This window comes from Kribbella pittospori, from assembly GCF_004331465.1.
In the GTDB taxonomy this organism is placed as follows: Bacteria; Actinomycetota; Actinomycetes; order Propionibacteriales; family Kribbellaceae; genus Kribbella; species Kribbella pittospori.
Map to the genome: position 1 here is coordinate 25,339 of NZ_SJKB01000001.1, position 19,685 is coordinate 45,023.

The window sequence follows — 19,685 nt, forward strand, 5'->3', positions numbered from 1 at the left end:
CGCTGCCTACCGTCGCAGCCAGACAAGGGAGGCAGCATGAATGAGTCGGTACACCTGAGCACGGCCGGGACAGGCGCGGAGTACGCCGCTCCGGACGCGATCGTGACGGTCAAGGTCGGCAGCGAGCACACCGGAGCGCAGTACGAGGTGTTCGAAATCGATGCGCCACGAGCCCCGGCCGCGCCACCGCACAGCGAGTCCTGGAGCAAGGCATTCTACGTCCTGACCGGCCGGATCCTCGTCCAGGCAGGCGATCAGGGCTATGACCTCGGTCCGGGGTCGTCGATCAGCATCCCGGCCGGCACGCTGAACACGTTCTCCGTGCTCACGCCGTCGGCCAAGTTCCTCGCCATCAGCCAGAGCGGCCGGATGAGCGCGCTCTTCGCCGAGCTCGCCGAGATGCAGTCATGAGTACGGCGACGCAGGTGCTGGCGATCGTCATCGCGGTGATGCTCGTGTCGGTGTTCGTGATGGAGTCGTTCCTGTACCGCCACCCGCGGCTCTACCCGCTGTTCCTGACCAAGCCCCGCGACTTCGACGCGGTCCGGTTGTGGACCGTGAACCTGGGCTTCTACAACCTGACCACAGCGATCGCGCTGGTCGCCGGCGTACTGCTCGCGCGCAACGACTATGTCGCGCAAGGGCAGGCTCTGGTCGTCTTCACCGCCGCGCAGCACACGTTCATGGCCGTCGTCCTGGTGGTGTCGCAGCGGAAGCTGTGGTTCAACGCCCTTCTCGAGGGCGTCCCCGCGGCGGTGCTGCTCATCCTCGCCCTCAACTGAGCAGTACGACGCGAGGTGTAGGAAATTTACGGGTCTTGCGCAACTATGGGCATCAAGCACCATCACTCAAGGTTCTCCGGATGTCACCATCAGCTTCATCCAGCCGGGGACCCTGCCGCCCTGAGTACCCGTGAAGGTGAGGCTCATGAGCCCAATCAGTCGCAGAACCCTTGTCCTCGGCGGACTCGCCGCGGCCGGCGCCAGTGCTCTGCCGGTCCGCTCGGCCGTGATCGCGGCGACCGCCGCCGTCCCGTACCCGTTCCAGCTCGGTATCGCCTCCGGTGAACCCGACGCGAACAGCGTCGTGCTGTGGACCCGGCTGGCCCCGTCGCCGCTGAACGCCGACGGCCACGGCGGGATGACCGACACGAACATCGTCGTCGACTGGCAGGTGTCCACCACCGACACCTTCAGCACTCTGGTCGCCAACGGTCAGGTCACCGCGACGTACGCGACCGCCCACGCCGTCCACGTCGTCGCCGGCAATCTGAACCCTGACTCCGACTACTTCTACCGTTTCCGGGCCCAGGGCCACGTCTCGCCGGTCGGCCGCACCCGGACCACGCCCGCGATCGGCGCGGCCGGTCGCGACCTGACGATGGCGTTCACCTCCTGCTCGCACTACGAGGAGGGCTACTACACCGTCTACCGCCGGATGGCCGAGGAGAACCCGGGCCTCATCCTGCACCTGGGCGACTACATCTACGAGTACGGCGCCACCTCCGGGCGGCCGCGGTTGCACCTGGGCGCCGAGATCGTGACGATCGCGGACTACCGGCGGCGGTACGCGCAGTACAAGACCGATCCGGATCTGCAGGCCGCCCACGCGGTCGCGCCGTGGATCGTTGTACCGGACGACCACGAGGTGGAGAACAACTACGCGGGCACGATCCGCGAGAACAACACTCCGGCGCTGACCGCTGCGCAATGGACCGCGCGACGGTCGGCGGCGTACCAGGCGTACTACGAGAACATGCCGCTGCGGCCGGCTCAAGCCAACAGCGGCAACAGCATCCCGCTGTACCGGCGGCTGCGTTGGGGGAGTCTGGCAACGTTCCACATGCTTGACACCCGGCAGTACCGCAACGACCAGGCCTGTGGCGACGGCTGGAAGATCTGCTCGGACGCGGATCTGGCGTCGCGCAGCCTGCCCGGCAATGCGCAGGAGACCTGGCTGCTCGACGGTCTGAACCAGCACCTGGGCACTTGGGACATCATTGGTCAGCAAGTGTTCTTCGCCCGGCGGTTCAACTCGACCGGCGCGAGCATGGACTCGTGGGACGGCTACCGCGCGTCCCGGGCCCGGATCCAGCAGGGCTGGGTCGACCGCGGAACGCGCAATCCCGTCGTACTGACCGGTGACGTGCACCGTGCCTGGGCGAACGACCTCAAGGCCGACTACACCAACGCGAACTCGGCGACCATCGGCACCGAGCTCGTGACCAGTTCGGTCACGTCCAGCGGTGACGGCGACGGCTCGACAACTGTTCCCGATGTCGGGACCAATCCGTGGCTGAAGTTCTACAACAACCGGCGCGGGTATGTGCGGGCGACGCTCAGCCCGACGCAGCTGCAGGCCGACTTCCGCGCGGTGGCGAAGGTGTCGGAACACGGCGCTGCCGCCACGACCGTGAAGTCGTTCGTCGTCCAAGAGGGCCGGCCCGGCCTGCAGGCTGTGTGAGGGGATCATGAAGCTTTCCGCAGCTGCTGTCGCAGCCATCACCCTGCTGTCGTCCGTCGTACTCGCCGCTCCCAGTGCGGATGCGCACATCGCCACGCCGACCTGGGCGACCGCCAACAGCGTGTCGACCGGTGACCAGGACGCGCCGTCGATCGCGACCAACCGCAACGGCTACGTGGCCGTGGCGTGGGAGGACGACCGCGACACGGACAACGCGACCGACAATGTGCACAGCGAGATCTTTGTGCGGGTGTACCGCAACGGGACCTCGCTGTATGAGAAGAAGGTGTCCGCCGCCGGCAGCAGTGGCGTGACGAACTGGCGCCACCTGCACCCGGATGTCGGCCTGGACGACAAGGGCAACGCGGTCGTTGTGTGGCAGGACGACCCGGACGGCAACGGCTTCTACAACATCCCGTACCGCGTCCTGAACCCCGCGGGCACGGTGACCGCATCGGGTAACTCCAACACCAGCGCTGACGGACAGCAGATCAACCCGCGTGTGTCGGTCGATCCGGATGGTGCACCGTCGAGTGCAGCGGTCGCGTTCACCGTGGTGTGGGAGGACATCCAGACCGGTACACAGCCGACGGTCAAGGCGGCCGGGTTCACCGGTCCGACGACGCGTGCCTGGGAAGTCACTGCCTCGACCACGACAGGACAGCACCACAACCCGGACGTAGCGGCGTCGGCCTCCGGCGATGCGGTTGTCGTCTGGGAGGACGACGGCGACGCCAATGCGTCGTACGAGGTCGGGCTGATCCGGCTCGCCCGAACCAACGGTGCGGCGACGTTGACCCGCCGGGTCGCGAACTCCAACACCACTGGTCAGCAGACGCGTCCGTCGGTGGCGGCGAACTTCAACGGTGACTTCGCGGTCGCGTGGGAGTCCGACCACACCGGTACCGCGGGGTCCTGGACGCGCAACTTCACCTCGACCGGCACGGCCCGGTACGCCGACGTCCAGGTCGCGACCGGCGCCAAGGCACCGTCGATCGGTATCGACGACCAAGCCCAGACGGTCGTCGGCTGGACGCTCCAGGCCACCGACCTCGATGTCTGGGTCCGTGGCTTCGGTACGACGGGTACGGACACCGGCCGGCTGTCCGCACAGCAGCTGATGTCGCTCCCGGCCGGGCGGCAGGAACAGATGACAGTGGCGGTCTCGCCGTTCGCCGAGGTTGCTGTCGCCTACACCGACGACAACGACGGCAACACCTACGACCAGATCTATCTCGGCACCGGAATCTCAAACAACAGCTGGTGATTTAGTGCCCTGCGTCGGGGACGCAGGGCACTACCGCGTCTCCGGGGACACCGTGCTCAGCACTGTGTTCCCGGAGGTGACCACCTCGAGCCGCTCGATGTCCTTCAGCGGGATCGACGTGCTCGCCGGGACGTTGGCCTTGTAGGTGCTCGTGGTCGCCCACCAGCCCGCGGTCTCCACGCTGCCGTCCCGGCCGTGGACGAGGAGCTCGCAGTGCTCTCCGGGATTCAGATCAGTCATCCGCAACTGGATATCGGTACCCCAGCCCTTGCTGGTCAGTTCGGCCGTCGTGTCGATCCCGCCAACGCCGTTGGTCGCGGTCCAGGTCGCCGAGTCCGGGGTGTCGATCGCCTGCCAGCCGACCACCCCGCCGGCCGCAACGACCGCGACGGTAGCTGCCGCAGCCAGGATCCACCGACGGGTACGTCGTACCGGACGTGGCGGCAATGGCAATGGGAGCGGCGCCGGATCCTCTGCCTCGAGGTCTTCGGGCGGAACGGAGTGCAGCAGGCCGGGGAGCGGTGCGAACTGGAGCAATGCCTCGCGGCAGGACGCGCACGTGCGCAGGTGCTGATCAGTGGCGTGGCGCTCCGCGCTGTCCAGGGCGCCAAGGACGTACGCCCCGATCGCGATGGTCTCCGGACACTTCATGACCCGGTCACTCCCCGTTCCTCCAACGCGGCCCGCAACGCGTGCAGCGCGTAATAGCTCCTCGACTTCACCGTCCCGGGCGGGATCCCCAGGACGACGGCGGCTTCTGCGACGGTCCGCCGCCGGTAGAACAGTTCGACGATCACCTGCAGGTGGTCGTGACTCAGCTCGTGCAGCACCTCCGCCACCTGCCAGGCCTGCAGGACCCGGTCGATGTCGTCCGCCTCGGCCGCTGGGTCGCGCCGCCCGTCCAACGGCACCTCTGTGACGCGGGCCACGCGTTTGCGCCGCCCCGAGATGACGAGGTTGCGCGCGACCGTGAACAGCCACGGACCGGCCCGTTCCGGATCCAGCTGGTCGGAATGTTTCCAGGCCCGGGCCATCGTCTCCTGCACGATGTCCTCGGCGTACTGGTGATCGCCGCCCACCGAACGCAGGACGTAGCCGAACAACGGTCGCCGGTACCTGTCGTACAGCGCGCGGATCACCGTTTCGTCATCCACACAAGGAGATACGCGCCAGCGCGGTCAAAGGTTCAACTGAACCATCTCCGGAGCGCGTGCGTAGTTGACCGGGAGAGGAGAACATCCCATGAGAGCTTTCAATCTGTTGCTCGGGGCAACCGCGGCGCTGGCCACCCTGACCGCGTGTGGTGCCGGTGGCAGCAACCAGCCGACGGCCGGTGACCAGCCTGCTGCTCCTGCCGCGAACGGTGCCGTGTCGGTCAAGGACGTGAGCGGTATCGGCCAGACCCTGGTCGATCCGGCCGGCAAGACGGTCTACTTCGCCGACCAGGAGGCCGGCGGCATGATCAAGTGCACGGCCGGCTGCCTGGACTTCTGGATGCCGGTCGAGGGATCCGACAGCGCGGCCAAGGCCATGGACGGTCTCGGGGTCGTCCAGCGGTCCGACACCGGCAAGAGCCAGCTCACCTTCCAGGGCAAGCCGCTGTACACCTTCCGCCTCGACACCGCGGCAGGGCAGCACAAGGGCCAGGACCTGACCGACGAGTTCGACGGCGCGAGCTTCACCTGGCACGCGGCCGCCACCACGGCCGCGGCTCCCTCGCCGGCCCCGTCGACATCGTCCGGCAACGGCAACGGCAACGGGGGCTATGGCTACTGACCGCGGATCAGCCGGAGGTCGTTGCTGTCGACCAGGCGGAAGCCGAGGCCACGCGCGGCGTCGATGTGGACCAGGACCCCGGCCTGCCGCAGCTTGGCCCGGAGCCGCTTGATCACCGACTGCACGGCCGCGGGTCCGGTGAAGTAGGAGCCGTCCCAGGCCCGGTCGTGCAGTTGCTGGTACGTCCAGATCCGGCCGGGCCGCTCCGCCAGGCAGGCGAGGACCTTCAACTCGTGCGGTGTCAACGGCAACGGCAGGCCGTGCCAGGTCGCCTCGTGATCGTCCAGGCGCAGACCACCCACGCGTACGACGGAGGCGTCGCCGGCCGGTTGTGCTCCTCCGGATCCGCGGAACTGGCGGAGGAACTGACCGGCGACGGTGGGGTCGGACGCGACCACGAGCACACCGGCGCCGTCGAACTGGGCGGCGAGCCGGCTCCGCTCCTCGGGGCTGGTGGCGATACAGACGACGACCGGGATGGCGGCGTCCATCACGCCTGCTTCAGGGGTTCGGAGGCGCTCCACAACGTGTCGAAGAGGAACTCGAGCGCGGCCGCGAGTTCGTTGTTGCGGACGATGATCGCGACCACGCCGGTGACTCCGGGCGCGACCAGCGGCATCACCACGGTGTGCGCGTCGAACAGGGCGAACTTCATCGGCAGCGCGCCCGGATACACCCGCGCCTGCTCGCCTCCCGACGTCCAGGACGACAGGTTCTTCGCGACCACCGGATCGGCGAGGATCGCGTTGTCGTAGATCGCCCGGGCCCGGACGCCCCGCCGGAGTGCGCCGAGCTCGGCCTCGTTCGAGCCGCCGACCTGCAGCGGTCCGCGGACGACCACGTCGATGCTCTCGCGTGCCTCGGACTGAAGCCGGTCGAACCGCTGACCGACCAGGCTCGGGGTGCGGAGGATCTCCACGAGTTCGCCGTCCGCGCCGGTGCTCTGCTCGAACAACTTGGACAGGTCCGGCAGCACCTGCTCGACCTGCTGCTTGCGGTTCTCGAGCTCCTGCTGTTCGCGTTCCAGCAGCGCGGCCAGCGCCCGGTCCGGGGGAGCGGCGTGGTAGCGGCTGCTGTAGCCGGCGCCCGCGTCGATGAGTCCCTTGTCGACGAGAGAACGCAGTACCAGGTAGACGCTGCTGCGCGAGGTCCCGGTCCGGTCGGCGATGGTCGCGGCGGGCAGCGGCGCCTCGCCGAGCAGACAGAGGTAGACCTTGGCCTCGGTCTTCGACAGGCCCAGCTGTTCCAGCAACGACTCCGTGTCCATCTGGCTCCCTCCCCGGTCGTCCTGGCTCCAGTCAACAAGTTCTCCAGTCGCTGGACGACATCTGCCTACGAAGTGCCGACAGTTTGCCCCGCTTTCTGCCGCCGAGGCGACATAAAGTCACCGGCCACCCTGCCATTTCCACGGAAGGTCGGCACATGAGAATCCGGGCGGCCGTCATCGCCTGCATCGCACTGTTGGCAACGTTGCTCAGCGCTCCGGCTCGAGCCAATCCACCGACCGCCACGCCACCGGCAGACAAGATCCAGCCGGCGTTGCGGACTCAACTGACCGCCAAGTCGGTCGCTCCCATCGCCTTCTGGGTCCGGTTCGGCGCGCAGCCGGACCTGTCGAAGGCCGCGGCCATCGACGACTGGAAGGCCCGCGGTACGGCGGTCGCCGAGGCGCTGCAGCGCGCCGCCCAGTCGTCGCAACACGACGTCCGGGCCGAGCTCGACGCGGCCGGAACGTCGTACCAGTCGTTCTGGGCGACGAACGCGATCCGCGTCACCGGCGGCAGCTTGGCGATGGCCGAGCAACTCGCCGCGTCGGCCGACGTCCAGGGGCTGTACGCCACGACGTCGTACGAGCCGCCCACACTGGACAAGAAGACCGCGGCGGCGAAGGAGGCCGCGGCCGTCGAGTGGGGTATCGCGAACATCAGGGCCGATGACGTCTGGAACCAGTACGGCGACCGTGGCGCCGGGATCACCGTCGCCAGCATCGACAGCGGTGTGCAGTACGACCATCCCGCCCTGGTCCAGCAGTACCGCGGCAGGAAGCCGGATGGGACGTTCGACCACAACTACAACTGGTTCGACGCGGCGGGCACCTGTGGACCGGTGCCGTGCGACAACAACGGTCACGGCACCCACACGATGGGCACGATGATCGGCGCCGATGGCATCGGAGTCGCACCGGAGGCGAACTGGATCGCGGCGAACGGGTGCTGTCCGAGCGACGCGTCGCTGATCGCGTCGGGCCAGTGGATGCTGCAGCCGACCGACCTGGCCGGGCAGAACCCCGACGCCGGCCGTCGTCCGCAGATCATCAACAACTCCTGGGGCAGCGAGGCACCGTCGAACGATCCGTTCATGGAGGACATCACCAAGGCGTGGGCGGCGTCCGGGATCTTCGGGGTGTGGTCCAACGGGAACAACGGCCCCAGCTGCCACACCAGCGGCTCACCGGGCAGTCTGGCGTCGAACTACTCGACCGGCGCGTACGACGTGAACAACACGATCGCGGAGTTCTCCAGCCGCGGCAGCGGCCAGGACGGTGTCACCAAGCCGAACCTGTCCGCACCTGGTGTCGACGTCCGGTCGTCTGTTCCGGGTGGCTACGCCTACGCCAGTGGTACGTCGATGGCTGCACCACACGTGGCTGGTTCGGTAGCACTGCTGTGGTCGGCGGCCCCCGGGCTGGTGGGTGATGTCGACGCGACGCGCGCCTTGCTCGACGGGAGCAGCGTGGATACGCCGGACGGGCAATGCGGCGGGACAGATGCCGACAACAACGTGTACGGCGAAGGTCGGCTGAACGCGTTGGCGTTGGTGGACTCCGCGCCGGTGGGTGACACCGGAACGCTGGCCGTCGCGGTGACGGACTCACGGACCGGCAAGGCGATTCCGTCGGCGGGGCTGAAGATCACCGGACCGGTCAGCCGGGAGCGCACGGCCGGCGACGACGGGAAGTACTCGCTGCCGTTGCCGGTCGGCACCTACAGCGTCGCGGCGTCCTCGTTCGGGTACGACGCCGGTACCGCGCAGGTCACTGTGGCCGCGGGGAAGACGAGTCAGGTTGCAGTGCGGCTGCGCTCGTTGCCGCGGGTCACGGTGTCGGGAACGGTCGAGGACGGCTCCGGTCAGGGCTGGCCGCTGTACGCCAAGATCACGGTCGACGATGTGCCGGGCGGAGTCTTCTACACCAAGCCGGAGAACGGTCGCTACAGCTTCGAGTTGCCGGCCAATGCGTCGTACAGCTACAAGATCGAGGCGGTCTATCCGGGGTATCGAGCCGGTTCCGTGGCGATCGACGTTGGTGGGAAGGACGTCAGGCGGGATGTGGCGCTGCCGGTTGATCCGGACTCGTGTGTTGCCCCTGGCTACAGCTTCGCCGGAGTCTCGGCGGACTTCGATCATGGTCTGCCGGCTGGTTGGACCAACAACGGGTGGCGATTCGACGATCCGTACCGGACCAGGAACCGGACCGGCGGCAACGGCGGGTTCGCGATCGGGCAGACCCCGGGCAGTCCGGTCGTGCTCGACGCCAGTTTGGTGTCGCCGGCGCTGGATCTGCGTGGCCGGAAGTCGCCGGCCATCACGTTCCGGCAGAACCTCCAGTCGCTGAGCGAGACCGGCGACGTCGATCTGAGTGTGGACGGCGGCACCACCTGGCAGACGGTCCTTCACCAGACCGACGACGTACAGCCGGAGCGGACCGTCGTACCGATCCCGCAGGCCGCCGGCAAGAACGGCGTCCGGGTCCGGTTCCACTACTGGGACGCGAAGTACAACACCTACTTCTGGCAGGTCGACGACGTGTTCGTCGGTGATCTGACCTGCGGTCCGGTGAACGGTGGTCTGGTGCTCGGACAGGTGAGTGACCGGAACACCGGTGCGGTGCTCAACGGTGCATCGGTTCAGCTTGCGGATCGGACCGTCCGGACGGCGGCGACGCCGGCCGATGGCGGAGTGGGCGACGGCTTCTACTGGATGTTCTCGCCTGCCGGACGGCAGACGGTCGGTGCGAGCTTCGTCGACTATCAGGACGGCTCCGAGCGGGTGCAGGTGGACAGCAGGCGGATCAACCGGGTCGACCTGCGGCTGTCGGCCGGAGAGCTGTCTGTGAACCCTGGTGCCGTGACCCTTGATGTCAAGGCAGGCGGCGTCGCGACAGCCCGGTTCACGGTGCGGAACACCGGGACCGCTCCGGCCAGGGTCAGCTTCGGCGAACGTCAGGTCGTGGCCGCTGGCAACAGCACCTTGGTTGCTGGCAGCAACAGTGTGGCCCGGGTCCCGGGTGACTACTCGCCGCTGGCGCTGGCGAGTGATGCCGTGGATGCGAAGGAGCCTGGGTCCGGGACGCCGGCGGCCGGGCCGTGGGTCGATCTGACTCACTACCCGACCCGGATCATGGACAACACCGTTGGTGAGGTCGGCGGGCTGGTGTACTCCGTCGGCGGTATCGACGGACGGCTGACCACCGCGAAGGGTTATGTCTACAACCCGTCGACGCAGGAGTGGTCGCCGATCGCGGATCTTCCGGACGGCCGGGAGAACGCGGCCGGGGCGTTCATCGGTGACACCTTCTACGTCAGCGGTGGCTGGGGTCCCGACCTCGTCCCGTCGAAGAAGACGTTCGGCTACGACCGTCGTACCGACACCTGGACGCAGTTGGCCGACGCGCCGGATGCCCAGGCGGCGCCGGGGCGGGCGGTCCTCGACGGGAAGCTGTATCTGGTCGGCGGGTGTACGAACGCGTGCGACTCGACGAACGTCCGGCGGTACGACCCGGCCACCAACACCTGGGACGTGCTCGCGGATTACCCCGAGCCGGGCGGGCATCGGGCCTGTGGGGTACTCGAAGGGAAGGTGTACTGCGCCGGCGGGATCCGGCGCGGCGGGACCATCTCGCAGAGCACGTTCGCGTACGACCCGGCCACGAACGTGTGGACGAAGAAGGCCGATCTGCCGATCAACCTGTGGGGGATGGGCTACACCGAGTCGTACGGGCGTCTGCTGGTCTCCGGCGGGATCACCACCGTCGTCTCCGGTGGCAGCACGACCGGTGCCATCACCAACGAGGGGTTCTCCTACGACCCGGCGACCGACCAGTGGTCCGCGCTGGCTCCGTCCGGGCATGTCCTCTACCGCGGTGGCAGCGCGTGCGGACTGAATCGGATCGGTGGGTCGGCGAGGTCCGGATTCACCCCGGTCGACACCGCGGAGCAGTTGCCGACGTACGGCGCGTGTGGCCAGACGGATGTGCCGTGGATGTCGGTCACCGGTTCACCGACGACGTTGGCTCCGGGCCGGAGTACCACGGTGACGGTGCGGGTGAACGCCGCTGGTCTGAAGGCCGGTGTCTACTCGGCGGGCGTTTGGGTCGGGGAGAACACGCCGTACCTCGCCAAGCCGGTGGACGTCACGCTGCGGGTCCGGTGATGGTGCTCAGCGGGAGAACAGGCCGGTGAGGCGGCCGCGGGCGACGGTTCTGTCGTCGATGGCGCTGAGCGCCTTTTCGAGGTCGGCGCCGTCGGCGAGGCCGGTTGCCTCGGAGAGGGCGTAGATGGTGAAGCGGTAGTGGTGTGTGCCGCTCGGCGGGCAGGGGCCGTAGTACTTGGCCCCGCCCGCCGAGTTCTTCGCTTGCTTTGCACCTGCTGGTGTTTCTCCCTCTTTCAGGGAGGTCGTGGTCGGCTCGAGGTCGAGCAGGACCCAGTGGGTGAAGGTGCCGCGTGGTGCGTCCGGGTCGTCGACCACGACGGCGAGGGCGCCGGCGTTCTGCGGGACGTTCTTCCAGGCGAGTGGCGGGGAGACGTCGTCGCCGTCGCAGGTGTACTTGCGGGGAATCGAACCACCCTCGCGGAACGCCTGGCTGGTGACAGAGATGCTGGCGGGTGCGGTTGTGGCCGGTTCCTTGGCCTGGTCACCACTGCATCCGGCCGCCCCGAACAGGACGGTCGTGCACAGCAGCAGCCGCAGTCGCACCCGCTCAGCGTCTCACGAAGGTGCGCGCCCTCTTAGTGGTCAGGCTTCTCAGTGGCTGGGGATGAAGACGATGGCGTCGCCGACCGCGCGCTCGGCGCCGTTGGTTCCGCTCGGGTGGTTGACCAGGGTGCCGTCCTGCAGCGCCATCGCGGTCGATCCGCCGCCGTCCAGGTTGATCGAGTTCCGCAGGCCGAGCGACTGCGCGACCGCGGCCGTCTCGTCCATGGTCGTGCCGACACTCGTGGTCTGCCGTCCGTCGAGCGTCGCGAGCACGATCTTGCCGTCTCGCGTCGTCCCCGCGATCGTCCGCGGGTTCCGGTCGAAGAAGCTCCCGGTCCCGTCCGGTACGACGATCTCGCCGTTCGCCGTCAGCCGGTAGCGGCCGGTCACGCCGTACAAGCCGCTGCGCAGCGGCACGTTGTCGCCGTCCTCGTTCGACACCTTGAGGTCGCTGTCGAGGCATCCGCGCGACGCGACGTTCAGCAGCGCAACCGTGTCCTGCCCAGTCGCCTGCAGCGATGTCTGGCCGGCCATCAGGCTCGTACCACGCGTTGTCGCGGTGCTGACCACGCAGCCACGCCGGTCGAGGACGACCTCGACGCCTGCGCCGGCCGGAGTCGCGGCGGCGAACTCGGGCGTGAACAGTACGACGTCACCCGGGGACGTGCAGGTGGTCTGGTCCGGCAGGCCGGCGCAGTCAGCCGGGATCACCGGGCGGTGGTTGAGGAACTCGAGCGGCAGCTTGGCGTGCGTCGTGCGGTTCCGCACCTCGCCCGACCACTGCAAGTGCCCGGCGACCACCTTGTTGCTGTTGGCATCGATCAGCAGATTCGCCTCGGCCGGGTCGGTCAGCGGCTCGCTCAGCAGCTTGCCGTCGGAGATGCCGAGCCCGACCGGGTCACCCGGGTACAGCGGGTCGGCGGTGAAGGTGAAGAACGACGCGTTGACGCCGGCCACCGCGCCCGCCGAGCGGACCAGGTCCGAGGTCTTCTCGACCCTCGCGAGGTCCGGCCCGTACGTCGCCTTCAGGTGGCCCTTGGCCTTCCGGGGATCGATCGTCAGCACGCTGACAACCCACGGACCCCGGGTCGTGGTGTTGATCTGGTCAGCGGGGGCCGGTTCGGTTCCGCGCACGATCCGGGTCAGCGTCACACCGCGTGCCAGCTCCTGGCTGGTGCGGGTCTCGGCCAGATCCGGGTCGCCGAGCGGCAGTCCGTTGCCGCCGGAGGTCGCGGCGGTCGCGTTGAGGGGGAGTGCGACGCCGATCGTGGCGGCCGCCGCGACCACGGTCGCCAGCGCAGCACGCACAGTTCGAGGGGAAAGAGTCATGGTCACCATCCTGTTCGTCGATGGTGGAATCTTTCCGCTCAAGGCGCTGTCTCGTCAGCATCTGACAGGTTAACGGTTTCGTCACCTGTCCGCGGGCTGAGCCGTCGCCGGGTGGGGGCGACGCGTTTTCATATACGATCCGCACGTGCCAACGTCCTCGAGTGCCTGACCGCCCATGTCCGCTGTCGTCGGTGCCTTCGTCGCGTTGGTTTCGGTCGCGGTGCTGGGGTACGTCGTCGGTCTGATCGGCGTACTGCGCGCGCAGGACGAGTTGGTGCTGTCGCGGATGGCGTTCTTCGTGGCCACACCGGCGTTGTTGTTCACGACGGTTGCGCGGGCGGACCTGCATGCGATCTTCTCGGTCGTCCTGCTGACCAATGTGGCCAGTCTGTTCGTGGTGCAGTTGGTGTTCCTCCTGGTCGCTGCGGTGATCTGGCGGCGGACGAGATCGCAGGCGACGATCGGCGTTCTTGCGTCGTCGTACGTGAATGCCGGGAACCTCGGCGTACCGGTGGCGGCGTACGTGCTGGGGGACGGTGCGTTGGTTGCGCCGATCGTGTTGTTCCAGTTGCTGGTGATGGCTCCGGTGGCGTTCGCCGTACTGGATGGTGATCGGCTGGGATCCGGGCGACGGGTGTCGCTGCGGGCCGTGGTGACGCGACCGTTGCGGAATCCGTTGACCGTGGCGTCGTTGCTCGGGTTGTTGGTGGCTGCGCTCGGTGTGCAGTTGCCGTCGTTGCTGATGCGGCCGATCGACCTCGTGGCGGCTGCTGCGGTGCCGGTGGCGTTGGTGGCGTACGGGCTGAGCTTGAGTGGCGGTACGAAGGACTCGATCAGCTTGCGGCGGGACGTCGTACTGGCCGTTGTGCTGAAGACAGTCCTGCAACCGATCGCCGCGTATGTCTTCGGACGGTGGGTGCTCGATCTGCACGGGATCGCGCTGCTCGCGCCGACCCTGCTGGCCGCGCTACCGACTGCACAGAACGTCTACGTGTACGCCGTTCACTACCGCAGCAGCCGGACTCTCGCGCGGAGTGCCGTGCTGATGAGCACGTTGCTGTCGATTCCGATCATGACCGCGATCGCCGGGTTGCTCAGCTGACTGGTCACTTCATCGCGTTGAAGGCTTCCTCGGCGACCGGCGCTACTGCGTCAACGGCCACGCCATCGTTGCCCGATTGGGCAATCACGGTCAGCGTGTTCGAACCGCGGTAGCACTGGGTCGGCAGGTTGCCGGCCGACTCGACGCAGGTGGCGCGGCCGACGCGCTTGATCTGGTCGGGGGCGGCGCCGGAGTCGGCGAGGGTCTTGTCGATGTCGACCTTGCCGCGGAGCGCGATCACCACGAACATCCGGTTGCCGTCGAGGTTCCCGTACGCCTCGACCGTGGCCTGTTTCCCGTCGTTGATGCGGCTCAGCGCCTCGCGGGTCTGGTCCAGCTGGAGTTGGCTGCGGATCTCCTGGTCCGTGATGCGGTCAAGACCCGCGAGCTTGGCCGGCGGGGTGATCCCGCGGGCCGTGTTCAGCCGGTTGAGCGGGCCGAGGCCCCAGATGTAGCCCAGCAGCGCCAGCACCAGCAGCACGACCAGGATGCCGCCCACAGTCATCCAAGGACCCCGGCGAATCCGCCGCCACCATTTCTTCTTCGCGACCTTCCCCCCAGCCACAGCCTTCGCGGGCGCATCACCTTTCCCACCAGCCGCAGCCTTCTCGCCTGGCGCACCCTTCTCACCTGCGGCAGCCGTCCCCGCATCGGTCTTTGTGGGCTTCGCGTCTTCGACCTTGGCGAGTTCTGCGGTGTCCGCCATGTCGGCGGCCGTGGTGGTAGGAGCCTTGGACGTAGGGTCCGGGGTGGTGGGGTCGCTCATACGGGCTCCTCAGACTGGCAGGACGCATGGTTCCGGCCCGATGGTGTCACATCGGGGCAACCTGATTTCGCAGAGTAGTCGTTGAATGCAAACGGGTTGGCGCCCGCCTCCCGACGGGAGACGGACACCAACCAGTAGAGCTCAGAGAGTCGCGACGACCGTGATCGAGTCGGATTCGTCCGCATGCCAGACAATCTCACCGGTGATCCGGCCCGCGGCCCGCAGGTCGGGCTCGGCCCGCTCCGCCAGCGTGAGCCGGGCGGCCGGACCGCTGACCTCGACCTTGCTGACCTCGGTCTTCATCGAGACCTGCGCCGAGGACTTGGCCCCGCGGATGCCCGCAAGCACCTCGGAGACCGCGTCCAGCACCTCAGGGTCATGCGCCGCGACCGTCAGGTCGACATCCGGCTCCGGCCAGCGCGTCAGGTGGATCGAACCCTCCTGCCACCACGACCACACCTCTTCGGTCGCGAACGGCAGGTACGGCGCGAGCAGCCGCAACTGGACCGACAACGCGACGGCCAGCGCCGCCTTGGCCGAGGCCGCCCCGGCGTCACCCTGACCGCCGTACGCGCGCTCCTTGACCAGCTCGACGTAGTCGTCGCAGAACGTCCAGAAGAACCGCTCGGTGCCCTCGAGCGCAGCGGTGTAGTCGTACCGCTCGAAGGCGGCGGTCGCATCGGTGACAACCGACCGCAACTGCTGCAGCATCGCCAGGTCGACCGGCTCGGTGACCGCAGCCGGGTCAACCGTGGTCGCCCCGAAGCTGAGGACGAACTTCGACGCGTTCAGGACCTTGATCGCCAGCCGGCGGCCGACCTTCATCTGCGACTCGTCGAACGGCGAGTCCAGCCCTGGCCGTGCCATCGCGGCCCGCCACCGGACCGCGTCGGAGCCGAACTTGTTGAGGATGTCGTCCGGCAGCGCTGCGTTGCCCTTGGACTTGCTGAACTTCTTCCGGTCCGGGTCGACAACGAAGCCGGAGATCATCGAACGCCGCCACGGCAGCGTCTCGTTCTCGAACTTCGCCCGGACCACGCGGGAGAACAGCCAGGTCCGGATGATGTCGTGCGCGTGCGTGTTCAGGTCCATCGGGAAGGTCCGGGCGAACAGGTCCTCGTCACGCTCCCAGCCGCAGACGATCTGCGGTGTCAGCGACGACGTGGCCCAGGTGTCCATCACGTCCGGATCCGCCTGGAAACCGCCCGGCTTGCCCCGCTGCGACTCGTCGTACCCGGCCGGCGCCAGGGCGGTCGGGTCGATCGGCAGGTCTTCCTCCCGCGGGACCAGCGGGTGGTCGTAGTCCGGCTCGCCGTCCGCGCCGATCGGGTACCAGACCGGGAACGGGACGCCGAAGAAGCGCTGGCGGGAGATCAGCCAGTCGCCGTTCAGCCCTTCGACCCAGTTCTGGTAGCGGTGCCGCATGTGCTCCGGCACCCACTCCTCCTGCTGACCGAGCTCGACGAACTCCTCGCGCAGGTGCTCGTCGCGGCCACCGTTGGCGATGTACCACTGCCGGGTGGAGACGATCTCGAGCGGCTTGTCGCCCTTCTCGAAGAAGTTCGCCATCCGCTCGGTCGGCTTCGGCTCACCGTCCAGGTCGCCGCTCTCACGCAGCTTGGCCACGATCAGCTCGCGTGCGCTGAACACGGTCTTCCCGGCCAGCTCGGCGTACAGCTCTGAACCCTCCAGCCAGGGCGGGGTGTCGCGCAGCAGCCGGCCGTCACGGCCGATGACAGTGCGGACCGGGAGTTGCAGCTCGCGCCACCACAGGATGTCGGTCTGGTCACCGAACGTGCAGCACATCGCGATTCCTGCGCCCTTGTCCATCTCGGCGGCCTCGTGCGCCAGGACCGGGAGCTCGACGTCGAACAGCGGGGAGCGGACCGTCGTACCGAACAGGTCCTTGTAGCGCTCGTCGGACGGGTGCGCGATCAGCGCGACGCAGGCCGGGATCAGCTCGGGACGGGTGGTCTCGATGTAGATCGGTCCGGTCTCGCCGTGGAAGGCGATCCGGTGGTAGGCGCCGGGGTACGGCCGGGCCTCCAGCTCGGCCTGCGCGACGGCGGTCTGGAAGGTGACGTCCCACAGCGTCGGCGCCTCGGACAGGTACGCCTCACCGCGGGCGAAGTTGCGCAGGAAGGCACGCTGCGACGTCCGGCGGCTGTCGTCGGAGATCGTCGTGTACAGGTACGACCAGTCGACGCTCAGGCCGACCTGCCGCCACATCCTCTCGAACGCCTGCTCGTCGATGTGGGTCAGCTCACCGCACAGCTCGACGAAGTTCTGCCGGGAGACCGGGAGCTGCTTCTTCGGGTCGGGCTTGTCCGGCGGGACGAACGACGGGTCGTAGGGCATGGTCGGGTCACAGCGCACGGCGTAGTAGTTCTGCACCCGGCGCTCGGTCGGCAGACCGTTGTCGTCCCAGCCGATCGGGTAGAAGACCTTCTTGCCCCGCATCCGCTGGAACCGGGCGATCAGGTCGGTGTGGGTGTAGCTGAAGATGTGGCCGACGTGCAACTTCCCGGACACGGTGGGTGGCGGGGTGTCGATCGAGTAGACGTCGGCCCGCTCCGCCGTACGGTCGAACGCGTACGTCTGCTCGTCCTTCCATACCGCTACCCACTTCGCCTCCAGGCCTTCGAGGGTCGGTTTGTCAGGAACACGGGACGTATCGGTCATGCGCACAATCGTAGTGGTTGTCAAGGGGTGCTCCGACCGGTTTATCCACAGGGCTCATTAGACTCGGTGTCCTGATGAGCGACCTCACCTACGCCGATGTGTCGGCACGGCTCCAGCAGCGCTGGCCGGAGCACAAGATCGAGCCCACGCTGGACCGGGTCCAGCGGCTCACCGAACTGCTCGGTGACCCGCAGAAGTCCTACCCCGTGGTGCACCTGACCGGGACCAACGGCAAGACCTCGACCGCGCGGATGATCGACACCCTGCTCCGCGAGGCCGGGCTGCGGACCGGCCGGTTCACCAGCCCGCACCTGGAGTCGGTCCGGGAGCGGATCACCCTGGACGGCGAGCCGATCAGCGAGGAGCGCTTCACCGAGGCGTACGCCGAGATCGCGCCGTACCTGGACGTGGTCGACGCCGAGCAGGAGCACCCGCTGTCGTTCTTCGAGGTGATGACCGCGATGGCGTTCGCGGTGTTCGCCGACGCCCCGGTCGACGTGGCCGTGATCGAGGTCGGCCTGGGCGGCACCTGGGACTCGACGAACGTCGCCGACGGGACCGTCTCGGTGATCACCCCGGTCGCGGTCGACCACGCGCACATCCTCGGCGCGGATCCGGTCACCATCGCCCGGGACAAGGCCGGCATCATCAAGCCCGGCGGTACGACGGTGATGTCGCAGCAGAGCCTGGACGTCTTCGAGGTGCTGCTGACCAAGGCCGCCGAGGTCGGCTCGCAGGTCGCCCGGGAGGGGATCGAGTTCGGCATCACCAGCCGGTCGCTGGCGGTCGGTGGGCAGGTGATCTCGATCAAGGGACTCGGCGGCGAGTACGAGGAGATCTTCGTCCCGCTGCACGGTGAGTACCAGGCGCACAACGCGGCCACCGCGGTCGCTGCGGTCGAGGCTCTGCTCGGCGCCGGCCCGCAGCACGAGGACCGCGTCACCACCGAACTGCTGCAGGCCGGGTTCGCTCAAGTCACCAGCCCGGGCCGGATGGAGGTCGTCCGGACCAGCCCCACGATCATCGTCGACGCCGCCCACAACCCGCACGGCGCCGAGGCGACCGCGGCCACGGTCTCCGAGGCCTTCGCGTTCCAGCCGCTGATCGGCGTACTGGGGTGTATGAAGGACAAGGACGTGTACGGGCTGCTGGAGGCGTACGAACCGATCATGGAGACGGTCGTGTGCACCCGGAACAGCTTCGTCGAGCGCTCGATGCCGGCCGAGGAACTGGGTGAGCTGGCGATCGAGGTGTTCGGCGAGGACCGCGTGCTGGTCCGGCCGCACCTGATCGACGCGATCGACGACGCGATCCGGCTGGCCGAGGAGAACGCGATCGCCATGGGGACGGGCGGCGTACTGATCACCGGGTCTGTCATCACCGCCGGCGAGGCGCGAACGCTGCTGGTCCGCAAGCCGAAGCAGGCCGACCAATGAGGTCACTCGCTTCGATCGTGCTCGGGTTCGAGTCGCTGGTGCTGGCGCTGGCCACGCCGGTGATGATCTCCGTCGCCGACGTCCGGCCCGCGGTGGCCCTGTCCGTCTGTCTCGGGCTGGCCGTCCTCGCGATCGTCGCGGCGGGGCTGCTACGCAACCAGGTGGGCTATGTCCTGGGCTCAGTGGTCCAGGTCGGCGCGGTCGGCCTCGGCTTCGTCGTACCGGTGATGTTCGTGCTCGGACTGGCGTTCGCCGCCTTCTGGGTGGCAGCTTTCGTGCTCGGCCGCCGGATCGACGAAGCGAAAAAAGCCCAGCAGGCACAGCAGGGGTAAAACAGCTAGGCTCAGCGGCCCGAACTACTTCGAGAGAGAGTTGACAGATGTCGCAGCGCACCCTGGTCCTGCTGAAGCCCGACACGGTTCGCCGTGGCCTGGTCGGCGAGGTCCTCGGCCGGTTCGAGGCCAAGGGACTCCGGATCGTCGCGATGGACCAGCGCACGATCGACGGCGAGCAGGCGGACCAGCACTACGCCGAGCACGTCGAGCGCGACTTCTACCCGCCGCTGCGCGCCTTCGTCACCAGCGGTCCGCTCGTTGCCCTGGTGCTCGAGGGTGACGAGGCGGTCGAGGTCGTCCGCCTCCTGAACGGCGCCACCGACGGTCGCAAGGCCGCTCCCGGCACCATCCGCGGCGACTTCTCCCTCTCCAACCGCGAGAACCTCGTGCACGGCTCCGACTCGCCGGAATCCGCCGACCGCGAGATCAAACTCTGGTTCCCCGACCTGCCCTGAGAACTCGTGCCGGCGGTGATGCAGCCCGCTGGAGACGGGTAGTGCAGGAATGGATACGATACGTGCCTGGGCGGACGGAACGTGTCGGTCCATGGGGTGAG

The 19,685-nt window shown here is 68.0% G+C and carries 18 protein-coding genes; 10 read left to right on the forward strand and 8 right to left on the reverse strand.

What is annotated here, in order from left to right; genetic code table 11:
• Window positions 1-36: 36 nt before the first annotated feature.
• The 4 genes from E0H73_RS00135 (at window position 37) to E0H73_RS00150 (ending at window position 3,730) form a co-directional block, all read left to right on the forward strand.
• Window positions 37-411, forward strand: coding sequence for a cupin domain-containing protein (locus E0H73_RS00135; RefSeq protein ID WP_131349715.1), 375 nt, complete (start codon window positions 37-39; stop codon window positions 409-411).
• On the forward strand, window positions 408-782 hold the full coding sequence (locus E0H73_RS00140) for a DUF1304 family protein (protein WP_131349717.1): 375 nt from the start codon (window positions 408-410) through the stop codon (window positions 780-782). The genes E0H73_RS00135 and E0H73_RS00140 overlap by 4 nt, the downstream gene beginning before the upstream one ends.
• Before the next feature lie 145 nt (window positions 783-927).
• Window positions 928-2,463, forward strand: coding sequence for an alkaline phosphatase D family protein (locus tag E0H73_RS00145; RefSeq protein WP_131349719.1), 1,536 nt, complete (start codon window positions 928-930; stop codon window positions 2,461-2,463).
• A gap of 7 nt (window positions 2,464-2,470) precedes the next feature.
• A complete protein-coding gene (locus E0H73_RS00150; protein ID WP_131349721.1) occupies window positions 2,471-3,730 on the forward strand; it encodes a hypothetical protein in 1,260 nt (419 codons plus the stop codon).
• Between the two features lie 30 nt (window positions 3,731-3,760).
• Here E0H73_RS00150 and E0H73_RS00155 read toward each other — a convergent pair whose 3' ends face one another.
• Together E0H73_RS00155 and E0H73_RS00160 are read right to left on the reverse strand one after the other, a co-directional pair.
• A complete protein-coding gene (locus E0H73_RS00155; protein WP_131349723.1) occupies window positions 3,761-4,381 on the reverse strand; it encodes an anti-sigma factor family protein in 621 nt (206 codons plus the stop codon).
• Complete coding sequence (locus E0H73_RS00160) at window positions 4,378-4,884, reverse strand: sigma-70 family RNA polymerase sigma factor (RefSeq protein WP_131349725.1); 507 nt, start codon at window positions 4,882-4,884, stop codon at window positions 4,378-4,380. The genes E0H73_RS00155 and E0H73_RS00160 overlap by 4 nt, the downstream gene beginning before the upstream one ends.
• Before the next feature lie 88 nt (window positions 4,885-4,972).
• Between E0H73_RS00160 and E0H73_RS00165 the strand changes: the two genes are divergently transcribed.
• A complete protein-coding gene (locus tag E0H73_RS00165) occupies window positions 4,973-5,506 on the forward strand; it encodes a COG4315 family predicted lipoprotein (protein ID WP_131349727.1) in 534 nt (177 codons plus the stop codon).
• Here the strand turns inward: E0H73_RS00165 and E0H73_RS00170 are convergent.
• On the reverse strand, window positions 5,500-5,997 hold the full coding sequence (locus E0H73_RS00170) for a winged helix-turn-helix domain-containing protein (RefSeq protein ID WP_131349729.1): 498 nt from the start codon (window positions 5,995-5,997) through the stop codon (window positions 5,500-5,502). The genes E0H73_RS00165 and E0H73_RS00170 overlap by 7 nt on opposite strands.
• Window positions 5,997-6,773 (reverse strand): TrmB family transcriptional regulator, encoded by a 777-nt coding sequence (locus tag E0H73_RS00175; RefSeq protein WP_131349731.1) that lies wholly within the window; start codon window positions 6,771-6,773, stop codon window positions 5,997-5,999. Before E0H73_RS00175 ends, E0H73_RS00170 begins: the two co-directional genes overlap by 1 nt.
• 155 nt (window positions 6,774-6,928) lie before the next feature.
• On the opposite strand from E0H73_RS00175, the gene E0H73_RS00180 reads away from it, so the two are divergent.
• Window positions 6,929-10,936 carry a S8 family serine peptidase gene (locus tag E0H73_RS00180; RefSeq protein WP_131349733.1) on the forward strand — a complete coding sequence of 1,336 codons (4,008 nt, stop codon included), beginning with the start codon at window positions 6,929-6,931 and terminating at the stop codon, window positions 10,934-10,936.
• A gap of 6 nt (window positions 10,937-10,942) precedes the next feature.
• Here E0H73_RS00180 and E0H73_RS00185 read toward each other — a convergent pair whose 3' ends face one another.
• Window positions 10,943-11,479 (reverse strand): YbhB/YbcL family Raf kinase inhibitor-like protein, encoded by a 537-nt coding sequence (locus tag E0H73_RS00185; protein ID WP_131349735.1) that lies wholly within the window; start codon window positions 11,477-11,479, stop codon window positions 10,943-10,945.
• Between the two features lie 48 nt (window positions 11,480-11,527).
• Window positions 11,528-12,808, reverse strand: coding sequence for a phosphodiester glycosidase family protein (locus E0H73_RS00190; protein WP_131349737.1), 1,281 nt, complete (start codon window positions 12,806-12,808; stop codon window positions 11,528-11,530).
• A gap of 175 nt (window positions 12,809-12,983) precedes the next feature.
• Here E0H73_RS00190 and E0H73_RS00195 point away from each other — a divergent pair, with 175 nt between their 5' ends.
• Window positions 12,984-13,910: an AEC family transporter gene (locus E0H73_RS00195; protein WP_131349739.1), complete on the forward strand. Its 927-nt coding sequence runs from the start codon at window positions 12,984-12,986 to the stop codon at window positions 13,908-13,910.
• A 4-nt stretch (window positions 13,911-13,914) separates the two neighbouring features.
• Here the strand turns inward: E0H73_RS00195 and E0H73_RS00200 are convergent, their stop codons facing one another.
• Window positions 13,915-14,676, reverse strand: coding sequence for a hypothetical protein (locus E0H73_RS00200; RefSeq protein ID WP_238163726.1), 762 nt, complete (start codon window positions 14,674-14,676; stop codon window positions 13,915-13,917).
• Window positions 14,677-14,817: 141 nt separating this feature from the next.
• Window positions 14,818-17,382 (reverse strand): valine--tRNA ligase, encoded by a 2,565-nt coding sequence (gene valS, locus E0H73_RS00205; RefSeq protein ID WP_420323412.1) that lies wholly within the window; start codon window positions 17,380-17,382, stop codon window positions 14,818-14,820.
• A 50-nt stretch (window positions 17,383-17,432) separates the two neighbouring features.
• Here valS and E0H73_RS00210 point away from each other — a divergent pair, with 50 nt between their 5' ends.
• Genes E0H73_RS00210 through ndk form a run of 3 tightly spaced genes read left to right on the forward strand, consistent with a single transcriptional unit; the run spans window position 17,433 to window position 19,584 of the window.
• A complete protein-coding gene (locus E0H73_RS00210) occupies window positions 17,433-18,794 on the forward strand; it encodes a bifunctional folylpolyglutamate synthase/dihydrofolate synthase (RefSeq protein WP_131349743.1) in 1,362 nt (453 codons plus the stop codon).
• Entirely contained in the window at window positions 18,791-19,126 is a 336-nt protein-coding gene (locus E0H73_RS00215) for a DUF4233 domain-containing protein (protein ID WP_131349745.1), read from the forward strand. Before E0H73_RS00210 ends, E0H73_RS00215 begins: the two co-directional genes overlap by 4 nt.
• 47 nt (window positions 19,127-19,173) lie before the next feature.
• On the forward strand, window positions 19,174-19,584 hold the full coding sequence (ndk, locus tag E0H73_RS00220; RefSeq protein ID WP_131349747.1) for a nucleoside-diphosphate kinase: 411 nt from the start codon (window positions 19,174-19,176) through the stop codon (window positions 19,582-19,584).
• The last annotated feature ends 101 nt before the right edge of the window (window positions 19,585-19,685 follow it).